Genomic DNA, 19967 nt, shown 5'->3' with positions numbered 1-19967 from the left:
CGGAGATCCTGTGAAGCTGCACGTACCGATTCGCCTGCGCTGGTCCGACCTTGACGCCTACGGTCACGTCAACAATGCCGAGATGCTGCGCCTGCTCGAGGAGGCGCGCATCTTGGCATTCTGGGTGACCGAGGACGACGGGGCGATCGGTGCGAGCACGGCCGTGCTCGACGGTCGCCCGGGAGCGGCGACCCTGACGCTCATCGCGCGGCAGGAGATCGAATATCTCGCGCCGGTACCCTACCTGCGCCAGCCGCTGGACGTGCGACTGTGGCTCGGCAAACTCGGCGGGGCCAGCCTCGACGTCTGCTACGAGGTCTTCAGCCCGGAAGGCGTCGCGCCCGAGCTGTTGTACGCCCGAGCGAACACCACCATTGTGCTCGTGGACGCGGCGAGCGAGCGACCGCGCCGCATCAACGACACCGAACGCGCGGCCTGGACGCCGTACCTCGACGCACCGATCGAGTTCGCCCGCCGCTGAGCTACTCGTGCCGCTGAGCCACTACAGGTGGCTGGTCGTCACCCGGCCAGGACCGTGTCGCCGTCGACCATGACGGTCACCTTCTCGAGCGCCCGCGGCGCCGGACCGCCGAGCACCTCGCCGGTCGCCAGGTCATACCGGGACTGGTGGCACGGGCAATCGAACTCCGTCGCTGCCGGCGCCACCTTGCATCCCTGGTGAGTGCAGATGGCGCTGAAGGCGACGACCGTACCCTTCGTCGGTTGGGCGAGCAGGATCGGTTGTCCGTCGAGGGTCGCGGCGATGCCGCTGCCGACGGGAATGTCGGAGAGTTTCGCGACCTCTGTGGGCGACGAGCCGGTTTCACTGCCCGAGTCGGTCGTTGCCTCACGTGTGGGAACGGTGGCGGCATCCGTTGGGCTGCTGCACGCGGCCAGGGCCACCGCTGCGGCAGCGCTGCCGCCGGCCAGCATCATGTTGCGACGGGACAGGTAAAGTGCCGGTGTCATGATTCTCCTTGATGAACGTGTTCGCGAGTAGGTTGGCTCTGCTCTAGTTGAAAACGAGGCCGGGAGCGGTTCGGTTCAGTTCAGTGTTTCAGCGCTGCAGGTGAACCGCAATGACGACATCATCGTGTTAATCAGGGGAGGTAGGTCATGGCCGATGAGCGTACCGAACTCGTGCAGGCCCTTCACGACGAACACGGGGCGCTGTTGTGGCGCTATGTCGTGCGGTTGACCCACGACCCGGCCTTCGCTGACGACGTCGTGCAGGAGACCCTGCTGCGCGCCTGGCGACGCCCGCGTCTGCTCGACCAGACCGAAGTATCGGCCAGGGCCTGGCTGTTCACGGTGGCGCGCAACCTGGTGATCGATGATCGTCGCTCGGCACGGGCCAGGCACGAGATATCCACCGACCAGTTGCCCGAGGTGCCCACCGACGACCAGACCGACGCGTTGCTCGACGCCTGGCTGGTCGCAGATGCCCTGCACGACCTCTCACCCGATCACCGGGCGGTCATCGTCTGCGCCTATTATCGGGGCCAGTCCGTGGCCGAGACCGCGGGGGACCTCGCCATTCCCGAAGGCACCGTGAAATCGCGGCTGCACTACGGGCTGCGCGCCCTGCGGCTGGCCCTGCAGGAGCGAGGAGTGACGCAGCGATGAACACTCCGGCAGATCAATACAGCGACTGGGATGGTGCCTACGTACTCGGCGCACTGTCACCGGGAGACCGACGGGACTACGAACGTCACCTCAACGACTGCGACGCCTGCAGCCAGGCTGTTGCCCACCTCGTGGGCCTGTCAGGGCTGCTCGCGCAGGTTCCCCTCGAGCAGGCCCTGCAGCTCGGCCAGTCCTCCGGTTCCTCAACGGATGCCGCCCCCTCCGCCACCCTCCTGCCCCGCCTGGTGCAGGCGGCCAGGGCGCGCTCCCGGCGCGCAAGGCTGCTCGCCGCCGGAGCGGTGGTTGCGGCCGCCGCGATCGCGGCATCCGCTGCCTTGATCGTGCCGGGCTGGCCCCCGCAGCCGGGCCGCAGCGTGAGTGAGCCGGCCGTGGCCATGACCGCGGTGGTTCCCAGCCCGCTCACCGCGACCTTTCGCCTGACCGGCGAGGACTGGGGTACCCGCATCGATGCGAGTTGCAGCTATGCGGAAAGCGGCAACGATTTCGGGCCGCAGCCGTACGCCCTGTTCGTGACCGACCGACGCGGTCAGGAGAGCCTCGTCGCCAGCTGGATTTCGGGCCCCGGCACGACGATCAGCGCGGCCGGCACCACGAGCGTCGCCGAGAACGACATTGCGAGTGTGGATATTCGGTGGATGCCCGACGAGCGGGTGCTGCTCGAATCCAAGCCCACCTGGTAGCGGAGCTATTCCAGAATGATCGGCACGCGTAGCATGCCCTCCTGCGCGATGGTGGCCAGGAGTACGCCCTCGCGGCTGAAGATGCTGCCGGTGGCGAGGCCGCGGCCCCCCTGCGCGCTGGGGGAATCCTGCACGTAGAGCAGCCATTCGTCGACCCGACCGAAGCGGTGCCACCACATGGCGTGGTCCAGGCTCGCGACTTTCAGTCCCGGCGAGGACCAGGCGACGCCGTGCCGGCGCATGATCGGCTCCATGATCGAATAATCGCTGGCGTAGGCCAGGGCGGCGCGGTGCAGGTCGGGGTCGTCGGGCAGGGGAGAGAACGTCTTCATCCAGACGGCCTGGCGTGAGGTGTGCTCACCGTTGACCTTGAGGTAGATCGGCGAGGGAACGTGCCGTATGTCGAAGGGGCGCTCGCTCGCCCAGTAGCGGGCCACCGTATGGTCGACGTGTGCGAGCGAATCGGATGCCGTCGGCAGGCTTTCCGGGTCGGGGATATCCTTCGGCATTTCGATGTGGTGTTCCAGGCCATCGTCGGCGTCCTGGAACGAGGCGATCATCGACAGGATCGGCACGCCGTTCTGGTAGCACTGCGTGCGGCGGGTGGAGAACGAGCGACCATCGTGAATGCGCTCGACCGAGAAGGTGATCGGCTGGTTGACGTCGCCTGGGCGTAGAAAATAGCCGTGCATGGAGTGCACGTGGCGTTCGTCGGGCACGGTACGCATCGCAGCGACGAGCGACTGGGCCAGCACCTGCCCGCCGAACACGCGGCCGAGCGGCATCCACTGGGACGGACCGGTGAAAATGTCCTCATTGGTGCGGGCACCGGTGTCGGTCAGATCCAGGACAGCCAGGAGGCCTTCCATCGGCTTGTGCATGCTGTCTCCTCGGGCAAGTTCGCGACCGCGGCATGCGGATGTTTCGTATCTTGGTAGTTTAGGAGGTGATGAGCCAGTCATTCACTCTTACCGATTCCCAGTCCCTCAGCGACCTGATCGTGTTTCTGTCACGCTCCGGGCGTGTTCTCGACGGTTCCGTGCGCCTCATGGCCTCGGAAGGCGTCCTCGCGGTCTACACCGCCATCTTCCATCCGCGGGGTCTGCTCGACGCGAGCCCGACCGTGCTCGGCCTGCGCACCTTCGCGCTGAAGGAGCCGGTCGACCTCGACAAGGTCGTGCCGGTACGCTCCCTTCTGGAACGCCTCAAGCGCCTCGAATCCACCGCGCGTGACCTGACCCTGCCGGTCATTGTGACCGTCCCCCTCGAGGTGAACACCGTGACCTGGGCCGGCATCTCCCCACCGAAGGGCGGCTGGGAACCGCACGGGCAGACTCCGGCCGCCCATCTCGAAGCGGCCGCTCGGGCGGGGATCGACGAGGTTGCCGCTGCTGTCCCCGACGGCGCTGGCGAGTTGATCGTCGAGCGCGTGCGCTCTGAGGTCTGGGGTCGTCAGGTCGACGGGCTCGAATTCGTGCCGACCGGAGCCGGGTTTGCGGCGTTCAGCCTGGGTTTTCTCGCCGATGACGAACCGGTACAACTCTTCGAGTCGGGGTTGTGGACCCGCCTCAGCACGAGCCGCGGCCACGTCCTGGTACGGCGCAAGCCGTGGACACTCAAGGCCTGATCGCCTAGAGAACTGCGGTGTCGGTCGCCAGCAGGGCCGCCCAGACATCCGCGCGGGCCGGGAATGACCCGAGGTCGCGGGCGAGCAGTTGCTCCGCCTGCTGGATGCGGGTGCGCACCGTGTGGCGGTGCACGCCGAGTTGGGTTGCGGTCTCGCCGAAGTGCCCGTTGCACAGCAGCCAGGTGCGCAGGGTGCCCAGCAGCTCGGTGGCGTGCACGCGATCGTGCGCGAGCACCGGCGCGAGCGTGGCGAGGCCGACCTCACGGGCATCCGTTCTCGCGAGGAGCGCCAACACGCCCTGTCGGGCGACGACGCTGAACTCGGTCACGCCCGGCGCGCTCTCCCGCGCCCGGTCGAGAGCCTGCTGGGCCTGGTCGAGGGCGCGGGGCAGCTGGCGATAGCTGCTCGGCTCCGACAAGCCGGCGTGCAGCTCGAACAGCGTGCACAGGTTCACGAGGATGCTGCGGGCCGCGCGGTCGAGACACAGCACGATCGTGTCGTCCTGGCGGGCGAAGAACAGCTGCCCCGGGGAGTCCTCGACGCGCAGCTCCAGGTAATCGGTGATGGCGTCGCGACGCGGCGCAGGCGCATCGACGACGGCGACTTGCACCGGTGCGACCGGGAGCGCACCCCACATCTGCCGGGAGATCTGTTCGACCAGTTTCTGGTCCCCGCCGAGCAGCGTGTGCATCAGCCCGGTGCGCAGCAGTCCCTGGGCACGGTCGAGGGCGTTGTTCTGCTCCAGGGCGAGGCCAGCCAGGGCGATCACGCTCGTGACGACCTCGGTGCTGGCCTGATCGAGGGCTCGAGGGCCGCCGAGAGCGAGAACGCCGCGCAGGTGGTCGTGGCCGCCGAGGGTCTGCAGGGTGAGGGTCTCGCCGCCAGCGTCGACGGTGCTGCTGGAGCGCTGGCCACGGGCCAGCAGGCGCCGGGCCTCGTGCTCCACGGTGGCGAAAGCGTCGGGGGCGGCCGTGAACGTGGCGCGGGGAAACACTCGGTCGAGGGTGCCGCTCGCATCGAACAGGGCCACCCAATGGCCGAGCTGGGCTGACAGTTCGGCCAGGGTCGCGCTCAAGCCGTCGGGGCGGAGGGCGGCGAGCGCGATGGCGCGTTGCGCTTTGAGGGCCCAGGTGGCGCGGGCGAACCGATCCTCGGCCACGAGGTCGCCGGCCGCCCGAGCCACGGCAATGAACGGCGTGCGGTAGGGAACCTCGAATAGGGGCAGGCCCAGGGCCTGGCAGGCCGCGAGCAGCGCGTCGGGCGTTCCGTCCCGAATCACCTCGGTGCCGAAACCGAGAGCGGTGATGCCTCGGGTAGCCAGGCGCTGCACATAGGGGAGGAAATCGACATCCGCTGCCGTGTCGGTGCCGAACTGGGTGCCGGTCGTGAGCAGCACCTGATCGGCGGAGAGAAACGGGGTCGGGTCGACCAGATCGGAGCTGTGCACCCATTCGACGGTTCTCTCGAGCATCGCCCCGAGCGCCGCAGGTTTTGCGTCTCCGAGCAGGGCGAGTCCGAGGTTCGGATCAGCGAGGAGCAGGCGCAGGGTGGGAAGCATGGGTACCCTATACGAATTGGCGAGTGAACATACCCGTACTATACAGGCGGGATAGGGCGCGGCGGGCGGTTTCTGCCTAGCATTGCCCCGTGCTGCTCTGGCACAGCGGCATCGTGCCGCGATACCGCCCGTCGCATCGATCGGAACCCTCATGACACTCGTAGCTCCTGTTCGCCCCACCAGCACGCCGCTCGGTGGCCCCTCGCTGGCCCAGGAACGCAAACTGGTAACGAGCATCCCCGGGCCGAAGTCGCGCCTCTTGAGCGAACGCAAGGCCCAGGCGGTCTCGGCCGGCGTCGGCATCGCGCTGCCCGTCTATGTCGTGGCGGCCGGCGGAGGCGTTCTCGTCGACATCGACGGCAATTCGCTCATCGACCTCGGTTCGGGCATCGCCGTCACCGGTGTCGGCAACAGCGCCCCGCGCGTCGTCGCGGCCGTCGCCGCCCAGCTGGCCCAGTTCACCCACACCTGCTTCACGGTGGCGCCCTACGACTCCTACATCGAGGTCGCCGAAGCCCTAAACCGGCTCACACCCGGCGACCATGAGAAGCGCAGCGTGCTGTTCAACTCCGGCGCCGAAGCGGTCGAGAATGCCGTCAAGATCGCCCGGCACTTCACCGGCAAGCAGGCCATCGTGGCGTTCGACCACGCCTACCACGGCCGGACCAACCTGACCATGGGCATGACCGCCAAGAACCAGCCATACAAGAACGGTTTCGGCCCCTTCGCCCCCGAGGTGTATCGGGCACCCATGTCGTACCCGTTGCGCGACGGCGGGATCGACGGTGTGGTCGCGGCAAACCGGGCCATCTCGCAGATCGAAAAGCAGATCGGCGCGAGCAACCTCGCCGCGATCATCATCGAACCCATCCAGGGCGAGGGCGGCTTCATCGTTCCAGCCGCGGGCTTTCTCGCCACCCTGCTGGCCTGGTGCTGCGCCAACGAGGTCGTGTTCATCGCCGACGAGATCCAGACCGGCTTCGCCCGCACGGGGCACATGTTCGCCTGCGAGCACGAGGGAATCGTGCCCGACCTGATCTGCACCGCCAAGGGCATCGCCGGCGGCCTGCCGCTGTCGGCCGTCACCGGACGCGCCGACATCATGGACTCGCCGCAGGCCGGTGGCCTCGGGGGCACCTATGGCGGCAACCCGCTCGCTTGTGCCGCCGCGCTCGCCACCATCGACACCTACGAGACGGATAACCTGGTGGAACGCGCCGCCACCATCGGACAGGTCATGGGCGAGCGCCTGACTGCGCTCGCCGCGGTCGATCCGCGCATCGCTGAAGTGCGCGGCCGCGGCGCCATGATGGCCATCGAACTCGTCGACCCCGCCACCGGTGAGCCGGACGCCGCCCTGACCGGTCGGGTCATCGCCGCCGTCCACGCGCAGGGCGTGATTCTGCTCGGTTGCGGAACGTACGGCAACGTCATCCGCTTTCTGCCGCCGCTCAGCATTCCCGATGACCTGCTGCTCGAGGGCCTGCAGGTTCTGACCGACGCACTGGCTGCCGATTCGGCCGCAGCATGAGCGCCGTGATCGAGGGCGCCGTTCGTTCCACGGTTGTTCGTTCGGCCGGCGAGGTGGCACTGCTGGCCCGCGTGCCGGACCGCCTGTACATCGATGGCCAGTGGGTGGATGGCGCCGGGGAACTGATCGTGGTGACCGACCCCGCGACCGGGCAGGTTCTCAAGCAAATTCAGAACGCATCCGTCGCTGATGGCGCCCGCGCGCTCGATGCGGCCGACCGGGCAGCGAACTCGTGGGCGGCCACGCCGGCGCGGGTGCGCGCCGAGATCCTGCGGCGGGCTTTCGACCTGCTGCAGGAGCGGCGCGACGACTTCGCCACCCTGATGACGCTCGAAATGGGTAAGCCGATCGCCGAAGCCAACTCCGAGGTCACCTATGGCGGCGAGTTTCTGCGCTGGTTCAGTGAGGAAGCCGTGCGCATCAGTGGCCGCTACGGCGCCACCCCGGAGGGCACCGGCACGATGGTCGTCACCCAGCGACCGGTGGGCCCGTGCTACCTGATCACACCGTGGAACTTCCCGCTCGCGATGGCCACCCGCAAGATCGCGCCGGCGCTCGCCGCGGGCTGCACCGTCGTCGTCAAGCCCGCCGAGCTGACGCCGCTGACCACCTTGTTGTTCGTGCAGCTGCTGGAGGATGCCGGCGTGCCGGCCGGTGTCGTCAACGTCATCACGACGACCCAGTCGCAAGCCGTGTCCGCCCCGATCATCGCCGACCCTCGGCTGCGCAAGCTCAGCTTCACCGGGTCGACCGTCGTCGGGCGTGCGCTCATCGCTCAGGCGGCCCAGAACGTGTTGCGCACCTCGATGGAGCTCGGCGGCAACGCCCCCTTCGTCGTGTTCGCCGACGCCGACCTCGAGAAGGCCGTCACCGGCGCCATGCTCGCGAAGTTTCGCAACACCGGCCAGGCCTGCACGGCGGCCAACCGATTCATCGTTCACGCGTCTGTTGCTGAGGAATTCGGCCGTCGGCTGACCGAGCGGGTGAGTCAGCTCGTGCAGGGCCCCGGCATCGACCCCACGGTGAACTTCGGACCACTCGTTACCGACGCTGCCGTTGACAACATCGCGTCCCTGGTGCAGGACGCCCTCGCGCACGGTGCCACGCTGCTCACCGGCGGCACGCGCCCCGACGGGCCCGGCTCGTTCTACGCGCCGACCGTGCTGGCCAACGTGAGCGCCGACAGTCGTATGGTGCGGGAAGAGATCTTCGGGCCGGTCGTCGGCATCAGAACCTTCGAAACAGACGAAGAGGCCATCGAAATGGCGAATGACACCGAATATGGTCTGATTGGTTACGTTTTCACCACCGATATCGCACGTGGCCACCGTATGATCGACAGTATCGACACCGGAATGATGGGACTGAACACCGGCCTCGTTTCCAATGCCGCTGCACCGTTCGGCGGTGTCAAGCAGTCCGGCCTGGGTCGTGAGGGTGGCCTTGAAGGCATCCACGAGTACCTCTCGACCAAGTACACCCTCATCCCCGCGGTCTAACCCGCCAGCCACAACAGGAGCAACCATGACCACGCTTGATCGTGACGTCGTTATCATCGGCGCCGGGGCGTCCGGTCTCACCGCCGCCACGGCACTACAAAAAGCCGGTCTCACGGTGGCCGTGCTCGAGGCCCGCGACCGGGTCGGCGGGCGCCTGTGGACCGAAGAAATCGCCGGCGCCATGCTCGAGATCGGCGGCCAGTGGGTGTCGCCCGACCAGCACGCCCTGAAGAACACGCTCGCCGAGCTCGGCCTGGAAACGTATCCACGCCACCGGGCTGGCCGCAACGTCTACATCAACGGTGCCGGCGTGGTCAGCCGGTTCGACGGGGAGATCTTTCCGGTACCGGCGGGTACCGAGGCGCAGATCGTGGGCCTGATCGACAAGCTCGACGTCCTCGTGGCGGAGATCAACCCGGATGGCCCTTGGGAGCATCCGCTTGCCAAGGAACTCGACGAAATATCCTTCAGCCGCTGGCTGGAGACGCAGACCGACGACCAGGAAGCCCGCGACAACATCGGCATGTTCATTGCCGGTGCCATGCTCACCAAGCCGGCGCACGCGTTCTCGGCGTTGCAGGCGCTGCTCATGGCGGCGAGCGCCGGGTCATTCAGCAACCTCGTCAACTCCGACTTCATTCTCGACGAGCGGGTGGTCGGCGGTCTGCAGCAGGTGCCGCTGCTTCTGGCCGAGAAGCTCGGCAGTGATGTCTACCTCGAGCAGCCGGTGCGCAGCCTGGCCTGGAACGAGGCCGGTGTCACGGTTGTCGCCGACGGCATGACGGTGACCGCCCGGCACGCCATTGTGGCCGTTCCGCCGCCCCTGATCAGCCGGATCAGTTTCGACCCGCCCCTGCCGCGTCGGCAGCAGCAGCTGCACCAGCACCTCTCGATGGGCTTTGTGATCAAGGTACACGCTGTCTACGAGACGCCGTTCTGGCGTGCCGACGACCTATCCGGCACCGCTTTCAGCCCGTACGAGCTGGTGCACGAGGCATACGACAACACCAACTTCGAGGACCCGCGCGGCACCCTGGTGGGTTTCGTCTCCGATGAAGAAGCGGACGGCGTCTTCGCGCTGACGGCCGACGAACGCAAGAAGCGCATCCTCGAGTCGATGTCGCACTACTACGGTGAGCAGGCGCTGCACCCGGTCGTGTACTACGAGAGCGACTGGGGCTCCGAGGAATGGACCCGCGGCGCTTATGCTGCGAGCTTCGACATGGGTGGACTGGCCCGGTACGGCGCCGAGCTGCGCAGCCCCGTCGGTCCGATCTCCTTCTCCTGCAGCGACATGGCCGGTAAGGGGTACCAGCACGTGGACGGCGCCATTCGCGTGGGGCAGGACACGGCTGCGTCGATCATCGCGGCCCGGGTGAGTGCGTGAGGTTTCTGGTCGGCTACACCGCCACCCCGGCGGGAGCGGATGCCCTTGCCCTCGGCGTGCGTCTGGCCCGCGCTCCCGGCGCCGAACTCGACGTTGTGCTCGTGCTCAATGGGGGAGAACGCGCGACGCTAACTCCCACCGACCCCGGTTATGACCGGCTCCTGCTCGACACGGCCGAGGGCTGGCTGTTAGAAGCGCGCGCCCTGGTGCCCGTGGGCATCTCCGTGCACACTCACCTCGTACACGCCGACTCTTTCACCCAGGGGCTGCTCGCCGCTGCCGCCCGACTGCAGGCGAATCTGATCGTGGTCGGCGCGGCCACCCACGGCCTGCTCGGTCGTTTCGCGATCGGGAGCGTCGCCGGCGGTCTGCTGCACTCCTCCCCGGTGCCCGTAGCGCTCGCGCCAGAAGGCAGCCGGGTCATGGGCACCGACGAACCGATCGGCCGGGTCACCTGCGCGGTCGGCACCAAAGCGGGTTTCGACGGATTGCTGACGGCCGGCATCCTCTTGGCGCGCACAGTGGATGCCCCGCTTCGGCTGGTCTCACTCGTCGCGATCGACCGCCCCGGTGCCGACGCGCCGACCATCCAGCTGGCCGCCGACCACGCCCAGTCGGTGCTCGACTACGCCACCGAGCATCTGATGGACGGGCTCGAGGTGACGGCGAGTGTCGCCTCCGGCAATACCATCGAGCACGCCGTGCGCGGCCTGCACTGGGATCCGGCCGAAGTCGCCATCGTCGGTTCCAGCCGTCTCGCCCAGCCCCACCGCCTTTTTCTGGGCTCGATCGCGGCCAAGATGCTGCGCGAACTGCCGGTGCCCCTCATCGTGGTGCCCCGTGATTACACAGTGTTGCCCGATATGGCAGTGACGCCCCAAGTCACCGTGACAGTGTAGGAATAACAGACCATGACTCAAGAACTCAGCGTCAGTGCAGCCGTTGACCGCAAGGCCGGTGGTATCTCCAAGAAGGGCCTTTCCGCCGGCTCCGTCGGGCTGGTCGGGGCCGTCATCATCGGCATCTCCTGCATCGCCCCGGCCTACACGCTCACCGGGGCCCTCGGCCCCACCGTGGCCGAGGTCGGCCTGCAACTCCCGGCGATCTTCGTGGCCGGGTTCATCCCCATGCTGCTCGTGGCCCTCGGCTACCGCGAACTGAACAAGGCCATGCCCGACAGCGGAACGAGCTTCACCTGGGCGACCCGCGCTTTCGGGCCGTGGATCGGCTGGGGCCTCATCGCCGCGACGGTCGTGGTGCTGAGCAACCTTGCCGGTATCGCCGTCGACTTCTTCTACCTGATGCTCTCGCAGATCTTCGGCAACAGCGCCGAGATTGCCGGGCTCGCCGGCAATCCGTTCATCAATGTCGGCACCTGCCTCGTGTTCATTCTGATCGCCACCTGGATCAGCTATCGGGACATGCAGACTACCCAGAAGGTGCAGTATTGGTTGGTCGGTTTTCAGCTGATCGTGCTGGTGGGCTTCGGCATCCTGGCCTTCGTGCACATCGCGAACGGCTCAGCGTTCGACCCGACACCGGTCTCGCTGGAGTGGTTCAACCCCTTCGCCGTCACCTCGTTCTCGGCTTTCGCGGCCGGACTGAGCCTGTCGATCTTCATCTTCTGGGGTTGGGACGTCACTCTGACCATGTCGGAGGAGACCAAGGGATCCCGCTCCACACCCGGCCGCGCCGCGACCCTCACCGTGATCATCGTCATGGTGCTCTACCTGTTCGTCGCCATAGCGGCCATCTCTTTCGCCGGCGTAAGCGGCGACGGCGTGGGCCTCGGCAACCCCGAGATTCAGGGCAACGTGTTCTTCGCCCTGGCTGGCCCGGCACTCGGCCCGTTCGCGGTACTCATGTCGATCGCCGTGCTCTCCAGCTCGGCCGCGTCGCTGCAGTCCACCTTCGTCTCACCGGCCCGTACCCTGCTCGCGATGGGCCACTACGGCGCCCTGCCGCCGGCCTACGCCAAGGTCAGCCCGCGATTCTTCACCCCCGGGTATGCGACCATCGCCTCAGCGATCGTTGCCGCCGGGTTCTACACGATCATGCGTTTCGTCAGCGAGGACGTGCTTTGGGACACCATCACGACCCTCGGCATGATGATCTGTTTCTACTACGGCCTGACCGCGTTCGCCTGCGTCTGGTACTTTCGCCGGCAGTGGTTCGCCACTGTACGGAACGCCTTCTTCACCTTCGTGTTCCCACTGGTCGGCGGCATCATCCTGACGGTGCTGTTCTGCACCACCCTCATCGACAGCATGGACCCGAACTACGGCAGCGGATCCGAGATCTTCGGACTCGGCCTGGTCTTCGTTCTCGGCATGGCGATTCTGCTCATCGGCGTCGTCATTATGATCGTGCAGTCGCGGGTGCGCCCGGAGTTCTTCCGCGGCGAGACGCTCAGTCTGGCGGCGCCGCGCTACGGCGAGCTCGAGGAATAGCCGAGGTCCTGAGCGGGGCGCGGCATCCGCTTTTCGAAAGCGGATACCGCGCCCCAACGTGCGTGCGACCCTTGCCGAGGTGAGAGTTTCAGAAAGTTGCAACGTTTTAATTGCGCTGAAACTCACACCTCGTCGGCCGTGCGAGAACTCAAAGGCCACCACATCGCAGACACGAGTGGGTGCGCTGCCTGCACCTAGGCTTGGCGGCATGCCCACACTGTTGCACCTGGACTCATCCGCCGACCTCCTGACATCGCGTTCGCGGGCCATCACCGCGACTTTCGCGGATACCTGGCGTAGCCTCGGCGACGACCACACGGTGGTTCACCGTGATCTGCATCGCGACCCGCTGCCGCACCTGACGGATGCCGCGCTGCACTTTCCGCCACGACTCCGCCCGGCAGGTGCGAGCCCGAGCGTGGCGCAGGAGGCGTTGCAGCAGCTTCTCATTGCGGAATTGGTCGCGGCCGATGTTTTGCTGATCGGGGTTCCGCTGTACAACTACTCGATGCCGTCCACCCTGAAAGCCTGGGTCGACTACATCCATCTGCCGGCGGTGACGGCTCCATTCGACGATCCCGCCAGCCAGCAGCCGCTGGCCGGTCGCCCGGCCGTCCTGGTGTCGACCCGCGGTGGGGTCTACGACCAGGGCACCTCCACGGAATTCGACGATCACGCGCTTCCCGCGCTCACCCTGATCCTGGCGAGTGCCCTGGGAATGAGCGTCGAGACGATCGTGGCCACCCGCACTCTGAGCGAACGGTTCGGCGCTCCCGCCGACGAGATCGCCAAGCAACACGAAGAGTTGGCCGCGGCAAACGAGTCCGCAACGCGGGCCGCGCGTCGCCTGGGCTGAGGGCGCCGTTTTGGCCATCCCGGCTCACGGTGGGCTCACCATGGCTGCGTTGACAATCTCAGACAGTACTGGGGCGTCGCGCCAGTCGATAGACGCAATAGGCGAGTGCAGAGAGGCTGAGGATCCCCACTACCCACGCAGCGGAGATGCCCAAGAGGAGACCGGTGGTGCACTTACTCGTAACCCGCGATTCTGCGGTGTAGTCAGCGCACTCACCCGACCGATACCCGACCAGCACCAGATTGGCGGCGACGAGGAGCAAGCTCGCGATTACCCATCGGAGCTTCGGTTTATCCCTTCGTTTTCTGGTTGACCTGCCAAGAGAGCAACGGTTGAATTTCGAAGCTCTGGGTCATGGATTTCGGCGCGGGTCACATCGCGGTTGGCGACTCAATCCGACTACAGACGGTGTGATTCACTGCGACGGATCGAGCGGCAGGGGCTCCTGCATCAGTGGGCTGTTGCTGGGCAGGGCGATCAGGGTCTGCTCTGGGTCGATCTCGACCGCGGGCTGGAGCCAGTACTGGCCGCCTCGGAGAAGGATGTTCCAGTGCCGGTTATGGAGCAACAGATGGTGCCGGGCGCATTATGCCGATGTCCGGATTATGCCGATGTTGACGGTGGATCCCTTGTCTGTGCTGGCATTGGCGTAGGTGTTGTCGGCATAATCACAGAGCTTCGAGGAAGGCCATGAGTTTGTCGCCGGGCGCATATCGGCCGGGTTGGATCCCGGTGGGACGGACGCGTTCAAGAGCTCGCTCCTTCAGTGCGAGGTCGGCGTGGAAATAGATCAGGGTCGTCTCTGGAGACTCGTGGCCGAGCCAGAGCGCGATAACTGTGGTGTCGATGCCCGCGTGGAGGAGTCGCATCGCGGCGGTGTGCCGCAGCAGGTGGGGCTGACGGTCTTCGTTTTCAACGTCGGTGCGCGGCCGGTCGCGGCAGCGACGTGGAGCTTGAGCCGTTGGGCGACGGCATCGGTGCTCATCCGGGTGCCGTCCCGGGTGGGGAAAACTACGGTGTGATCGGTGGGCCTCTCTGGCGATCGTGCCCGCCAGCAACGCCGCCGCCGTGTTGCTCAGCCGCAACAGCGCGGCAGTGGGCCCGCGGGCCGCGAACTCCTCCGCATCCGACAGGGGGCGAACTCGGCACTGGAACCACCGAGCGCCGCCACGGTGGCCGCCGCCCGGGTCAGCTCCATCGCCAAATTGTTCATGATTCAACCCAACACCCGACCACCGACATTCCCGAGGAAAAATCACGCTTACAAGCATTAAACCGAGCACAGCCACCAAAGGATAGTTAAAAGGATGTTTCCAGGGACGACGGCACCCTAATGATGGCCCTGGTGGAAGCTCCGTAGAGGTGTGCGACGGCAGGTCAGTCGAACGCCACCAGACTGGAGTCGAATTCGCCGCTGAGTTACCAGCGCTGTTGGGTTCTTCACGAGGCGCCCTATGAAATGCGCTCGTATTGCTACGGAACCGGAGTCTGCGACCGCTTTGAGTACGCTGGGGAGCATGGTCGAGGCAAGGGAGTCACATCACTCAGAGTCTGATGCATCGAGCGCGTGGTTGATCGGTGGAGCATTGTTGCTCGCCACGGTGACTATTGGCGTCGCACAGCCTGCGCTCTCCCTGATTCCCCTCGGAGCGAGTCTCAGGCCGGCACTCTTCTCTACGGCCCTGCTCGTGTTCGCATTCGGCATCCGCGGTTTTGGGAGCGTGACGGCACGCCGTCCGCTCGGGACCATCGCCCTGACGCTGTTGGCCGCGTGGCTGCTTCTCGGGTCGGTGCTGCAGGACATCATCGCATCCAGCTTTTCGAATGACTCCTTACCGGCCGGTCTGATGGCGTTCGGCTACGTCGACTCCTACGTGAAGTTCGCGTTGGCGCTCGTTGCGGTCGTGCAAATCGCTCGCGCCGGCGTCGTGCCGGCGCGGTGGAAGTGGGTACCGGCGGGTGTAGTGGGTGTGGCATCCGTTTCGTGGCTGCTGATCGAGATTGTGTCCGTGGGCAACACGGAGGGCTTCGGTCTCGGGACCGTGGCCCTGTTGAGTGTCGATGCCCTGGCGCGCGTTGGCGGCACAGTACTGCTCGGGGTGCTTGCGATCGTTCTGGCGGATCGATTACGTAACGGGTCATGACGCCTACCCTAGGCTCACTGATCCCAACGAGGCAGTGGCGAAGCGAACGTCAAAGCAGGTCGGTGGCACCGGTGTACGTGGCGCTCTCGGGAAGCCCGACATATTCGTAGACCTGGAGTGCGAGTCCGCCCGGCGTCGTGTCGTTGCTGACCAGACGAAGTCCCGCGGGCGCGCCTTCGGGTGGAAACAGGCGGCGCCCGTGGCCGAGAATCACCGGGGCGACGACGAGCCGCAGCTCATCGATGAGCCCGGCGGCCAACAGCGACCCCGCGAGCCGGGCGCTTCCGTGGATCTGTAACTCCCGCCCGGGCCGCTGCTTGAGTTCTGCGACCTGGGCTGCGATGTTGCCGGAGAGGATCGTGGTCGGGTTCCAGGCACCGGCCGTCAGAGTCTGGGAGGCGACGTATTTCGGCAGCGTGTTCATCAAATGGGTGAAGGGGTCGTTCGGGTCAGGGACTGGGGCCAGTCCCGCGCAAAGGCTTTGTAGGTGCGGCGGCCGAACAGGAGCGCGTCGGCTTGACCGAGCCAGCCCGCAGCATGGCGGATGAACGTGTCGTCCATGTGGGGCACGAACCATCCGCCCTGCGTGAACCCGTCGCTCGTGTCCTCCTCGGGCGATCCAGGCCCCTGGGACACGCCATCAAGGGTGACGAACTCGGTCAATGTCAGCTTCACGGTCGTTGCCTTCAGGCCGCGGCGCGGCGCAGTTTCAGAACGCTGTCGGCGATGGTTGACTCTGACCCATCGGGAGCGGTGATCGGGCGTTCGACCAGGCTCTTCGTGAGCACGGTCCAATCGGCACGATCGAGACTGTCGTTGTCGTGGAACAGAGCCGTGAGTACGTCCTCCGCTGTTGGCAGGTCGGCGTTATCGTGCTCGTGTTCCTTGGCGTCTTCGTGCTGGTGCTGGTGCTCCTGCTCGTTGGCGTGAGGCTGGTCGTCATCGTTCGCGGTCAGCCAGTGCGGGGCGCCCGAGTGACCGACGATGAGGAGCAGCCCTCCGGGCGCGACCGCGGCGGCGGCCCGGCGCAGGATCGCCTCGCGCGGGAGCTCGACGAACGAGTGCAGAAAGCAGGACGTGACCAGATCATAGGTTCCGGGCGGCGACCATTCGGCGAGATCCGCGGCCACCCAGGTCACGTCGTCCTCGGGGCCCTGGGCCGCAGCGCCGATGGCCAAGGCTGTCGGTGAGATATCGACTGCGGTCACGAACCAGCCATTGTGCGCCAGCCACAGTGCGTCCCCGCCCTCGCCGCTGCCGATGTCGAGTGCCGTTCCCGGGGCGACTCCGGCAACTTCGCGTTCGAGCGCGGCGTTGACATTCCCGCTCCAGGACTTGCCGTTCTCCCGGTATCGGTTCTCCCAGTATTCGGCCGGGGTGGGTGCTGACTGATTCACTGGGCAACCTTCGTTCGGGTGGGTGTGTCTGTCAATTTTCCCGCACCAGTCCACGGCAGGCAAATTCGGGGAGCCCCATCGCGAGATGCTCACCAGCCCGCCGGCGCGCGACAGCAGGTGCCGAGGGGTCAGATGATCGACAGCATGAGCAGTATGGCGCCCGCGGCGGATATGACCGCTCGCGCATGGTTGGCGAGGGTCCAGCTGCGGGCGAAGGAGTGCCACGCCGTCGACACATTCGGTGAGTCGGGACCGACCCGCACGAGGGCGTTGTTGAGTGGCACGTTGCGCACCACGGTGATCGCCACGGCCGCCAGGGCGAGCACTGCGCCAACAATCCGGGCGGGTCCGGCCGGCACCGCCGACGTGAGTTGCAGCACGATCACAGCAGCGGATGCCGCTGCCCCACCAAAAAAGACCACCATGAACGGAGGCCGCAGCGCGCGCACATTTATGCGCTGCATAGCGGCGACGGCGGCAGCGGCGGGAACGGCGCGGAACGCCGGCATGATCAACAGTGAGAAGGCCAGGTAGACGCCGCCGACCAGCGCGGCGCCGAGTGCGGCCGTGATGGTGACGACAACTTCAAGGGTGCTCATCGGAGCTGGCGTCCCTGGTGTGGTGACTGGTCGGCGCGCGTGACAGCATCCTGTGTGGTCATTCATCCAGTAAACCGCACGCTGGACACGCGAAAGCGGGGCGAGCTACTTCGCCGCGAGGAGGCGCGCTCGGGACAATTTCACCGCCTCCGACGCGTTCCCTGTTGCGGTAGCGGAGTCGTTGGGTCTGCCCGGCTCACCGATGACCGCAAGTTCGCCACGGCCCCCGGCCACTCTGCCGTTATCGAAACTTGGCTTTAGGAGTAGTCGATACACTGTTTGAGTGAATGTGCTGGAGGGATTTCATCTTGCAGATCGGGGATTTTTTGCCCGTGAGGTACTCGATCTCGCACCCGAAGTTCTCGGCTGCATCCTGCAACGCACGGATGACGATGGGACTGTGTCCATTCGAATAACCGAGGTCGAGGCGTATGCCGGTGAACGCGACCCCGGCGCGCATTCCTATCGGGGTATGACGAATCGGAATAAGACAATGTTCGGTCCCGCCGGGCACCTCTACTGCTACTTCACCTACGGAATGCACCACGCACTGAACCTCGTCGCCGGACGACCAGGCCAGCCCTACGGTTGTCTCATCAGGGCAGGAGACGTGCTGGAAGGAGCCGATATCGCCCGCGGCCGTCGAGAAAGCAGACCACGAAAGGTTCCCCTTCTCGATAGGAGTTTGGCGCGAGGCCCTGGCTGCGTCGCCCAATGCTTCCGGGCGTCTCTGGCCAACGATGGTGATGATCTTTTCGGCGGACAGTGGCAGTTTTTCGTACCGGATGACGGCGTCGTCGTCCCGTATCTCACCGGGCCACGCGTTGGCGTCAGCGGGCCCGGCGGCAGTGCGACGAACTTCCCCTGGCGATTTTGGACAGCGGATGCCTCGTCGGTCTCGGCCTACAAACCGGGCCGCCCGTAACCCGGCCCAGGATCAGTCTTCGGGCGGGTACCAGACGCGGTCACCATCGACCTTCGCGAAACTGGTCAGGGTGTGCGGCTTGGTCGAGGTCAGGCTCATCACGTTGGCAACCTGCAGTCCGCGAGCGATCAGCGCGTCTCCGATCAGCGATCGGTGACAACGCCAGGGCACGGCTTCGGCACACATGATTGCCATCGTCTGCTTCCCCGCCAACGCAATCAACTCGTCGATGCCGCCGACGAACTCGGTGGTTTGCATGTAATCGGCGTAGTCACGAAAGCTCTTGTTGCGCCACGCTCCGTTGATCGTTGCCTCTGCCACCGCGGTGTGCCGTAACCCGCCGAGCGCTGTGATTCGCTGGTAGTCGACGCCAGCCTCAGCCATGCTGGTGACGAGTTCGCTTTCGCCGAATTGTGGGTTGTGACGAGACCCCGGCACGGTACGCACGTCGATGAGACGTTCGATACCATTTGCCTTCAACATTCCAATGAACTCATCAATGGGATGAGTTGAATGCCCGATCGTGTACACACAGGTTCCGGCCATGTTCCCATTCAACCGCATGTCTATTCACTCGCTTTCGCGAGGAGGCATGGGACTATTTCGCGGCGAGGAGGCGGTCCACGCGGGGCTTGACCTCGGTGGCGAGCAGAGTGAGGGACTCGAGCAGGTGTTCCTGGGGGAGCCCGCCGTGATCGCCCTGCAGAAAGTGACGCATGTGGCCGAGGTGCCCGTGCAGCGCGACAATGCGTTCCGCGACATCGTCGGGGTCACCCACGAAGTAGGCGCTGGGGGCGTCGACCTGAGCCAGATAGGAACTACGCTGCGGTACCGGCCAGCCGCGCAGCCGACCCATCTCCACGTTGAGGTTGACCCACCCCGGATACATCCGCTCGACGGCTTCCTTCTTGGTCGGGGCCACCAGCCCGAAGGTCGCCACCGAGACCTTGATGTTGTCGCCCGTGTGGCCAGCTTGCGCAGCTGATTGCCGGTACAGGTTGGCGAGCGGCGCGAACCGGTGCGGCTGGCCGCCGATGATGCCGTAGGAGATTGGCAGGCCGAGGCGTCCGGCGCGGGCCGACGACGGCGCACTGCCTCCGGTGGCGATCCAGATGGGAAGCGAACCGTTGATCGGGCGTGGCACCACGGCCAGGTCTGGAATCGGCGGGCGCGTGCGGCCCGACCAGGTCACGTGCTCGGTCGTGGTGTTATTCAGCGTCAGAAGCAGGTCGAGCTTCTGGGCGTACAACTCGTCGTAGTCGTTCAGATCAAATCCGAACAGCGGAAACGTCTCGACCGACGAGCCGCGGCCGGCGGTGATCTCGATGCGGCCGCCGCCTGAGATGGCGTCTGCTGTGGCGAACTGCTGGAACACCCGCACCGGGTCATCCGTTGAGATAATGCTGGCCGCACTGCCGAGCGTGATCTGCGTCGTTGCGGCTGCGGCGGCCGCGATCAGGGCTCCCGGCGACGACGCCGGCATCGATACGGTGTGGTGCTCACCGACTCCGAAATAGTCGAGACCCACCCGGTCGGCATGCACGATGGCGTCGAACAGGTTCTTGATCGCCTCTGCGGTGGAGCGCGAGCTGCCATCGGGGCCCCGCTGGGTGTCGCCGAAGCTGTAGGCGCCGATTTCCAAGGTGTTCTCCATGTGCATGTGCGGG

22 protein-coding genes are annotated in these 19967 nt (G+C 66.0%); 12 read left to right on the top strand and 10 right to left on the bottom strand.

Features of this window, described 5'->3' with window-relative positions; translation table 11 throughout:
- Positions 1–10 precede the first annotated feature (10 nt).
- Positions 11–481: an acyl-CoA thioesterase gene (locus E3O06_RS03710; RefSeq protein ID WP_134501622.1), complete on the top strand. Its 471-nt coding sequence runs from the start codon at positions 11–13 to the stop codon at positions 479–481.
- A gap of 38 nt (positions 482–519) precedes the next feature.
- On the opposite strand, the gene E3O06_RS03705 is transcribed toward E3O06_RS03710, so the two are convergent.
- Positions 520–969, bottom strand: coding sequence for a QcrA and Rieske domain-containing protein (locus tag E3O06_RS03705; RefSeq protein WP_134501621.1), 450 nt, complete (start codon positions 967–969; stop codon positions 520–522).
- Positions 970–1116: 147 nt separating this feature from the next.
- On the opposite strand from E3O06_RS03705, the gene E3O06_RS03700 reads away from it, so the two are divergent.
- Both E3O06_RS03700 and E3O06_RS03695 read left to right on the top strand, forming a co-directional pair.
- On the top strand, positions 1117–1626 hold the full coding sequence (locus tag E3O06_RS03700) for a sigma-70 family RNA polymerase sigma factor (protein ID WP_134501620.1): 510 nt from the start codon (positions 1117–1119) through the stop codon (positions 1624–1626).
- The gene (locus E3O06_RS03695; protein WP_134501619.1) at positions 1623–2327 is read left to right on the top strand and encodes an anti-sigma factor family protein; all 705 of its coding nucleotides are present in this window, start codon (positions 1623–1625) and stop codon (positions 2325–2327) included. Before E3O06_RS03700 ends, E3O06_RS03695 begins: the two co-directional genes overlap by 4 nt.
- 5 nt (positions 2328–2332) lie before the next feature.
- Here E3O06_RS03695 and E3O06_RS03690 read toward each other — a convergent pair whose 3' ends face one another.
- Complete coding sequence (locus E3O06_RS03690) at positions 2333–3208, bottom strand: acyl-CoA thioesterase (protein WP_241979843.1); 876 nt, start codon at positions 3206–3208, stop codon at positions 2333–2335.
- A 68-nt stretch (positions 3209–3276) separates the two neighbouring features.
- Here E3O06_RS03690 and E3O06_RS03685 point away from each other — a divergent pair, with 68 nt between their 5' ends.
- On the top strand, positions 3277–3954 hold the full coding sequence (locus E3O06_RS03685; RefSeq protein ID WP_134501618.1) for a DUF8185 domain-containing protein: 678 nt from the start codon (positions 3277–3279) through the stop codon (positions 3952–3954).
- 4 nt (positions 3955–3958) lie between these two features.
- On the opposite strand, the gene E3O06_RS03680 is transcribed toward E3O06_RS03685, so the two are convergent.
- The gene (locus E3O06_RS03680) at positions 3959–5512 is read right to left on the bottom strand and encodes a PucR family transcriptional regulator (RefSeq protein ID WP_134501617.1); all 1554 of its coding nucleotides are present in this window, start codon (positions 5510–5512) and stop codon (positions 3959–3961) included.
- Between the two features lie 151 nt (positions 5513–5663).
- Here E3O06_RS03680 and gabT point away from each other — a divergent pair, with 151 nt between their 5' ends.
- The 6 genes from gabT (at position 5664) to E3O06_RS03650 (ending at position 13235) form a co-directional block, all read left to right on the top strand.
- Complete coding sequence (gene gabT, locus E3O06_RS03675; RefSeq protein ID WP_134501616.1) at positions 5664–7043, top strand: 4-aminobutyrate--2-oxoglutarate transaminase; 1380 nt, start codon at positions 5664–5666, stop codon at positions 7041–7043.
- Positions 7040–8542, top strand: coding sequence for an NAD-dependent succinate-semialdehyde dehydrogenase (locus E3O06_RS03670; protein WP_134501615.1), 1503 nt, complete (start codon positions 7040–7042; stop codon positions 8540–8542). The genes gabT and E3O06_RS03670 overlap by 4 nt, the downstream gene beginning before the upstream one ends.
- A 25-nt stretch (positions 8543–8567) precedes the next feature.
- Entirely contained in the window at positions 8568–9929 is a 1362-nt protein-coding gene (locus tag E3O06_RS03665) for a flavin monoamine oxidase family protein (protein WP_134501614.1), read from the top strand.
- On the top strand, positions 9926–10828 hold the full coding sequence (locus E3O06_RS03660) for a universal stress protein (protein WP_134501613.1): 903 nt from the start codon (positions 9926–9928) through the stop codon (positions 10826–10828). The genes E3O06_RS03665 and E3O06_RS03660 overlap by 4 nt, the downstream gene beginning before the upstream one ends.
- A gap of 12 nt (positions 10829–10840) precedes the next feature.
- Complete coding sequence (locus E3O06_RS03655) at positions 10841–12379, top strand: APC family permease (RefSeq protein ID WP_134501612.1); 1539 nt, start codon at positions 10841–10843, stop codon at positions 12377–12379.
- Positions 12380–12587: 208 nt separating this feature from the next.
- Positions 12588–13235 carry an FMN-dependent NADH-azoreductase gene (locus E3O06_RS03650; protein WP_134501611.1) on the top strand — a complete coding sequence of 216 codons (648 nt, stop codon included), beginning with the start codon at positions 12588–12590 and terminating at the stop codon, positions 13233–13235.
- 668 nt (positions 13236–13903) lie between these two features.
- Here E3O06_RS03650 and E3O06_RS03645 read toward each other — a convergent pair.
- Entirely contained in the window at positions 13904–14506 is a 603-nt protein-coding gene (locus E3O06_RS03645; protein ID WP_241979849.1) for a tyrosine-type recombinase/integrase, read from the bottom strand.
- A gap of 330 nt (positions 14507–14836) precedes the next feature.
- On the opposite strand from E3O06_RS03645, the gene E3O06_RS03640 reads away from it, so the two are divergent.
- Positions 14837–15379 carry a hypothetical protein gene (locus tag E3O06_RS03640; protein ID WP_134501609.1) on the top strand — a complete coding sequence of 181 codons (543 nt, stop codon included), beginning with the start codon at positions 14837–14839 and terminating at the stop codon, positions 15377–15379.
- A gap of 49 nt (positions 15380–15428) precedes the next feature.
- On the opposite strand, the gene E3O06_RS17885 is transcribed toward E3O06_RS03640, so the two are convergent.
- The 4 genes from E3O06_RS17885 to E3O06_RS03625 form a co-directional block, all read right to left on the bottom strand.
- Entirely contained in the window at positions 15429–15803 is a 375-nt protein-coding gene (locus tag E3O06_RS17885) for a dihydrofolate reductase family protein (RefSeq protein ID WP_241979842.1), read from the bottom strand.
- Positions 15803–16054: a dihydrofolate reductase family protein gene (locus E3O06_RS17880; RefSeq protein WP_241979841.1), complete on the bottom strand. Its 252-nt coding sequence runs from the start codon at positions 16052–16054 to the stop codon at positions 15803–15805. The genes E3O06_RS17885 and E3O06_RS17880 overlap by 1 nt, the downstream gene beginning before the upstream one ends.
- An 11-nt stretch (positions 16055–16065) precedes the next feature.
- Entirely contained in the window at positions 16066–16776 is a 711-nt protein-coding gene (locus E3O06_RS03630; protein WP_134501608.1) for a class I SAM-dependent methyltransferase, read from the bottom strand.
- A gap of 128 nt (positions 16777–16904) precedes the next feature.
- The gene (locus E3O06_RS03625; RefSeq protein WP_241979840.1) at positions 16905–17375 is read right to left on the bottom strand and encodes an anthrone oxygenase family protein; all 471 of its coding nucleotides are present in this window, start codon (positions 17373–17375) and stop codon (positions 16905–16907) included.
- Positions 17376–17658: 283 nt separating this feature from the next.
- Here E3O06_RS03625 and E3O06_RS03620 point away from each other — a divergent pair, with 283 nt between their 5' ends.
- On the top strand, positions 17659–18300 hold the full coding sequence (locus E3O06_RS03620) for a DNA-3-methyladenine glycosylase (protein WP_134501607.1): 642 nt from the start codon (positions 17659–17661) through the stop codon (positions 18298–18300).
- Between the two features lie 12 nt (positions 18301–18312).
- On the opposite strand, the gene E3O06_RS03615 is transcribed toward E3O06_RS03620, so the two are convergent.
- Positions 18313–18831 carry a DUF488 domain-containing protein gene (locus E3O06_RS03615; RefSeq protein ID WP_241979839.1) on the bottom strand — a complete coding sequence of 173 codons (519 nt, stop codon included), beginning with the start codon at positions 18829–18831 and terminating at the stop codon, positions 18313–18315.
- Positions 18832–18898: 67 nt separating this feature from the next.
- Entirely contained in the window at positions 18899–19954 is a 1056-nt protein-coding gene (locus tag E3O06_RS03610; protein WP_134501605.1) for an LLM class flavin-dependent oxidoreductase, read from the bottom strand.
- Between the last annotated feature and the right edge of the window lie 13 nt (positions 19955–19967).

The organism is Cryobacterium glaciale (assembly GCF_004402535.1).
Classification (GTDB): Bacteria; Actinomycetota; Actinomycetes; order Actinomycetales; family Microbacteriaceae; genus Cryobacterium; species Cryobacterium glaciale.
This window is presented reverse-complemented; position numbering and strand designations above follow the sequence as displayed.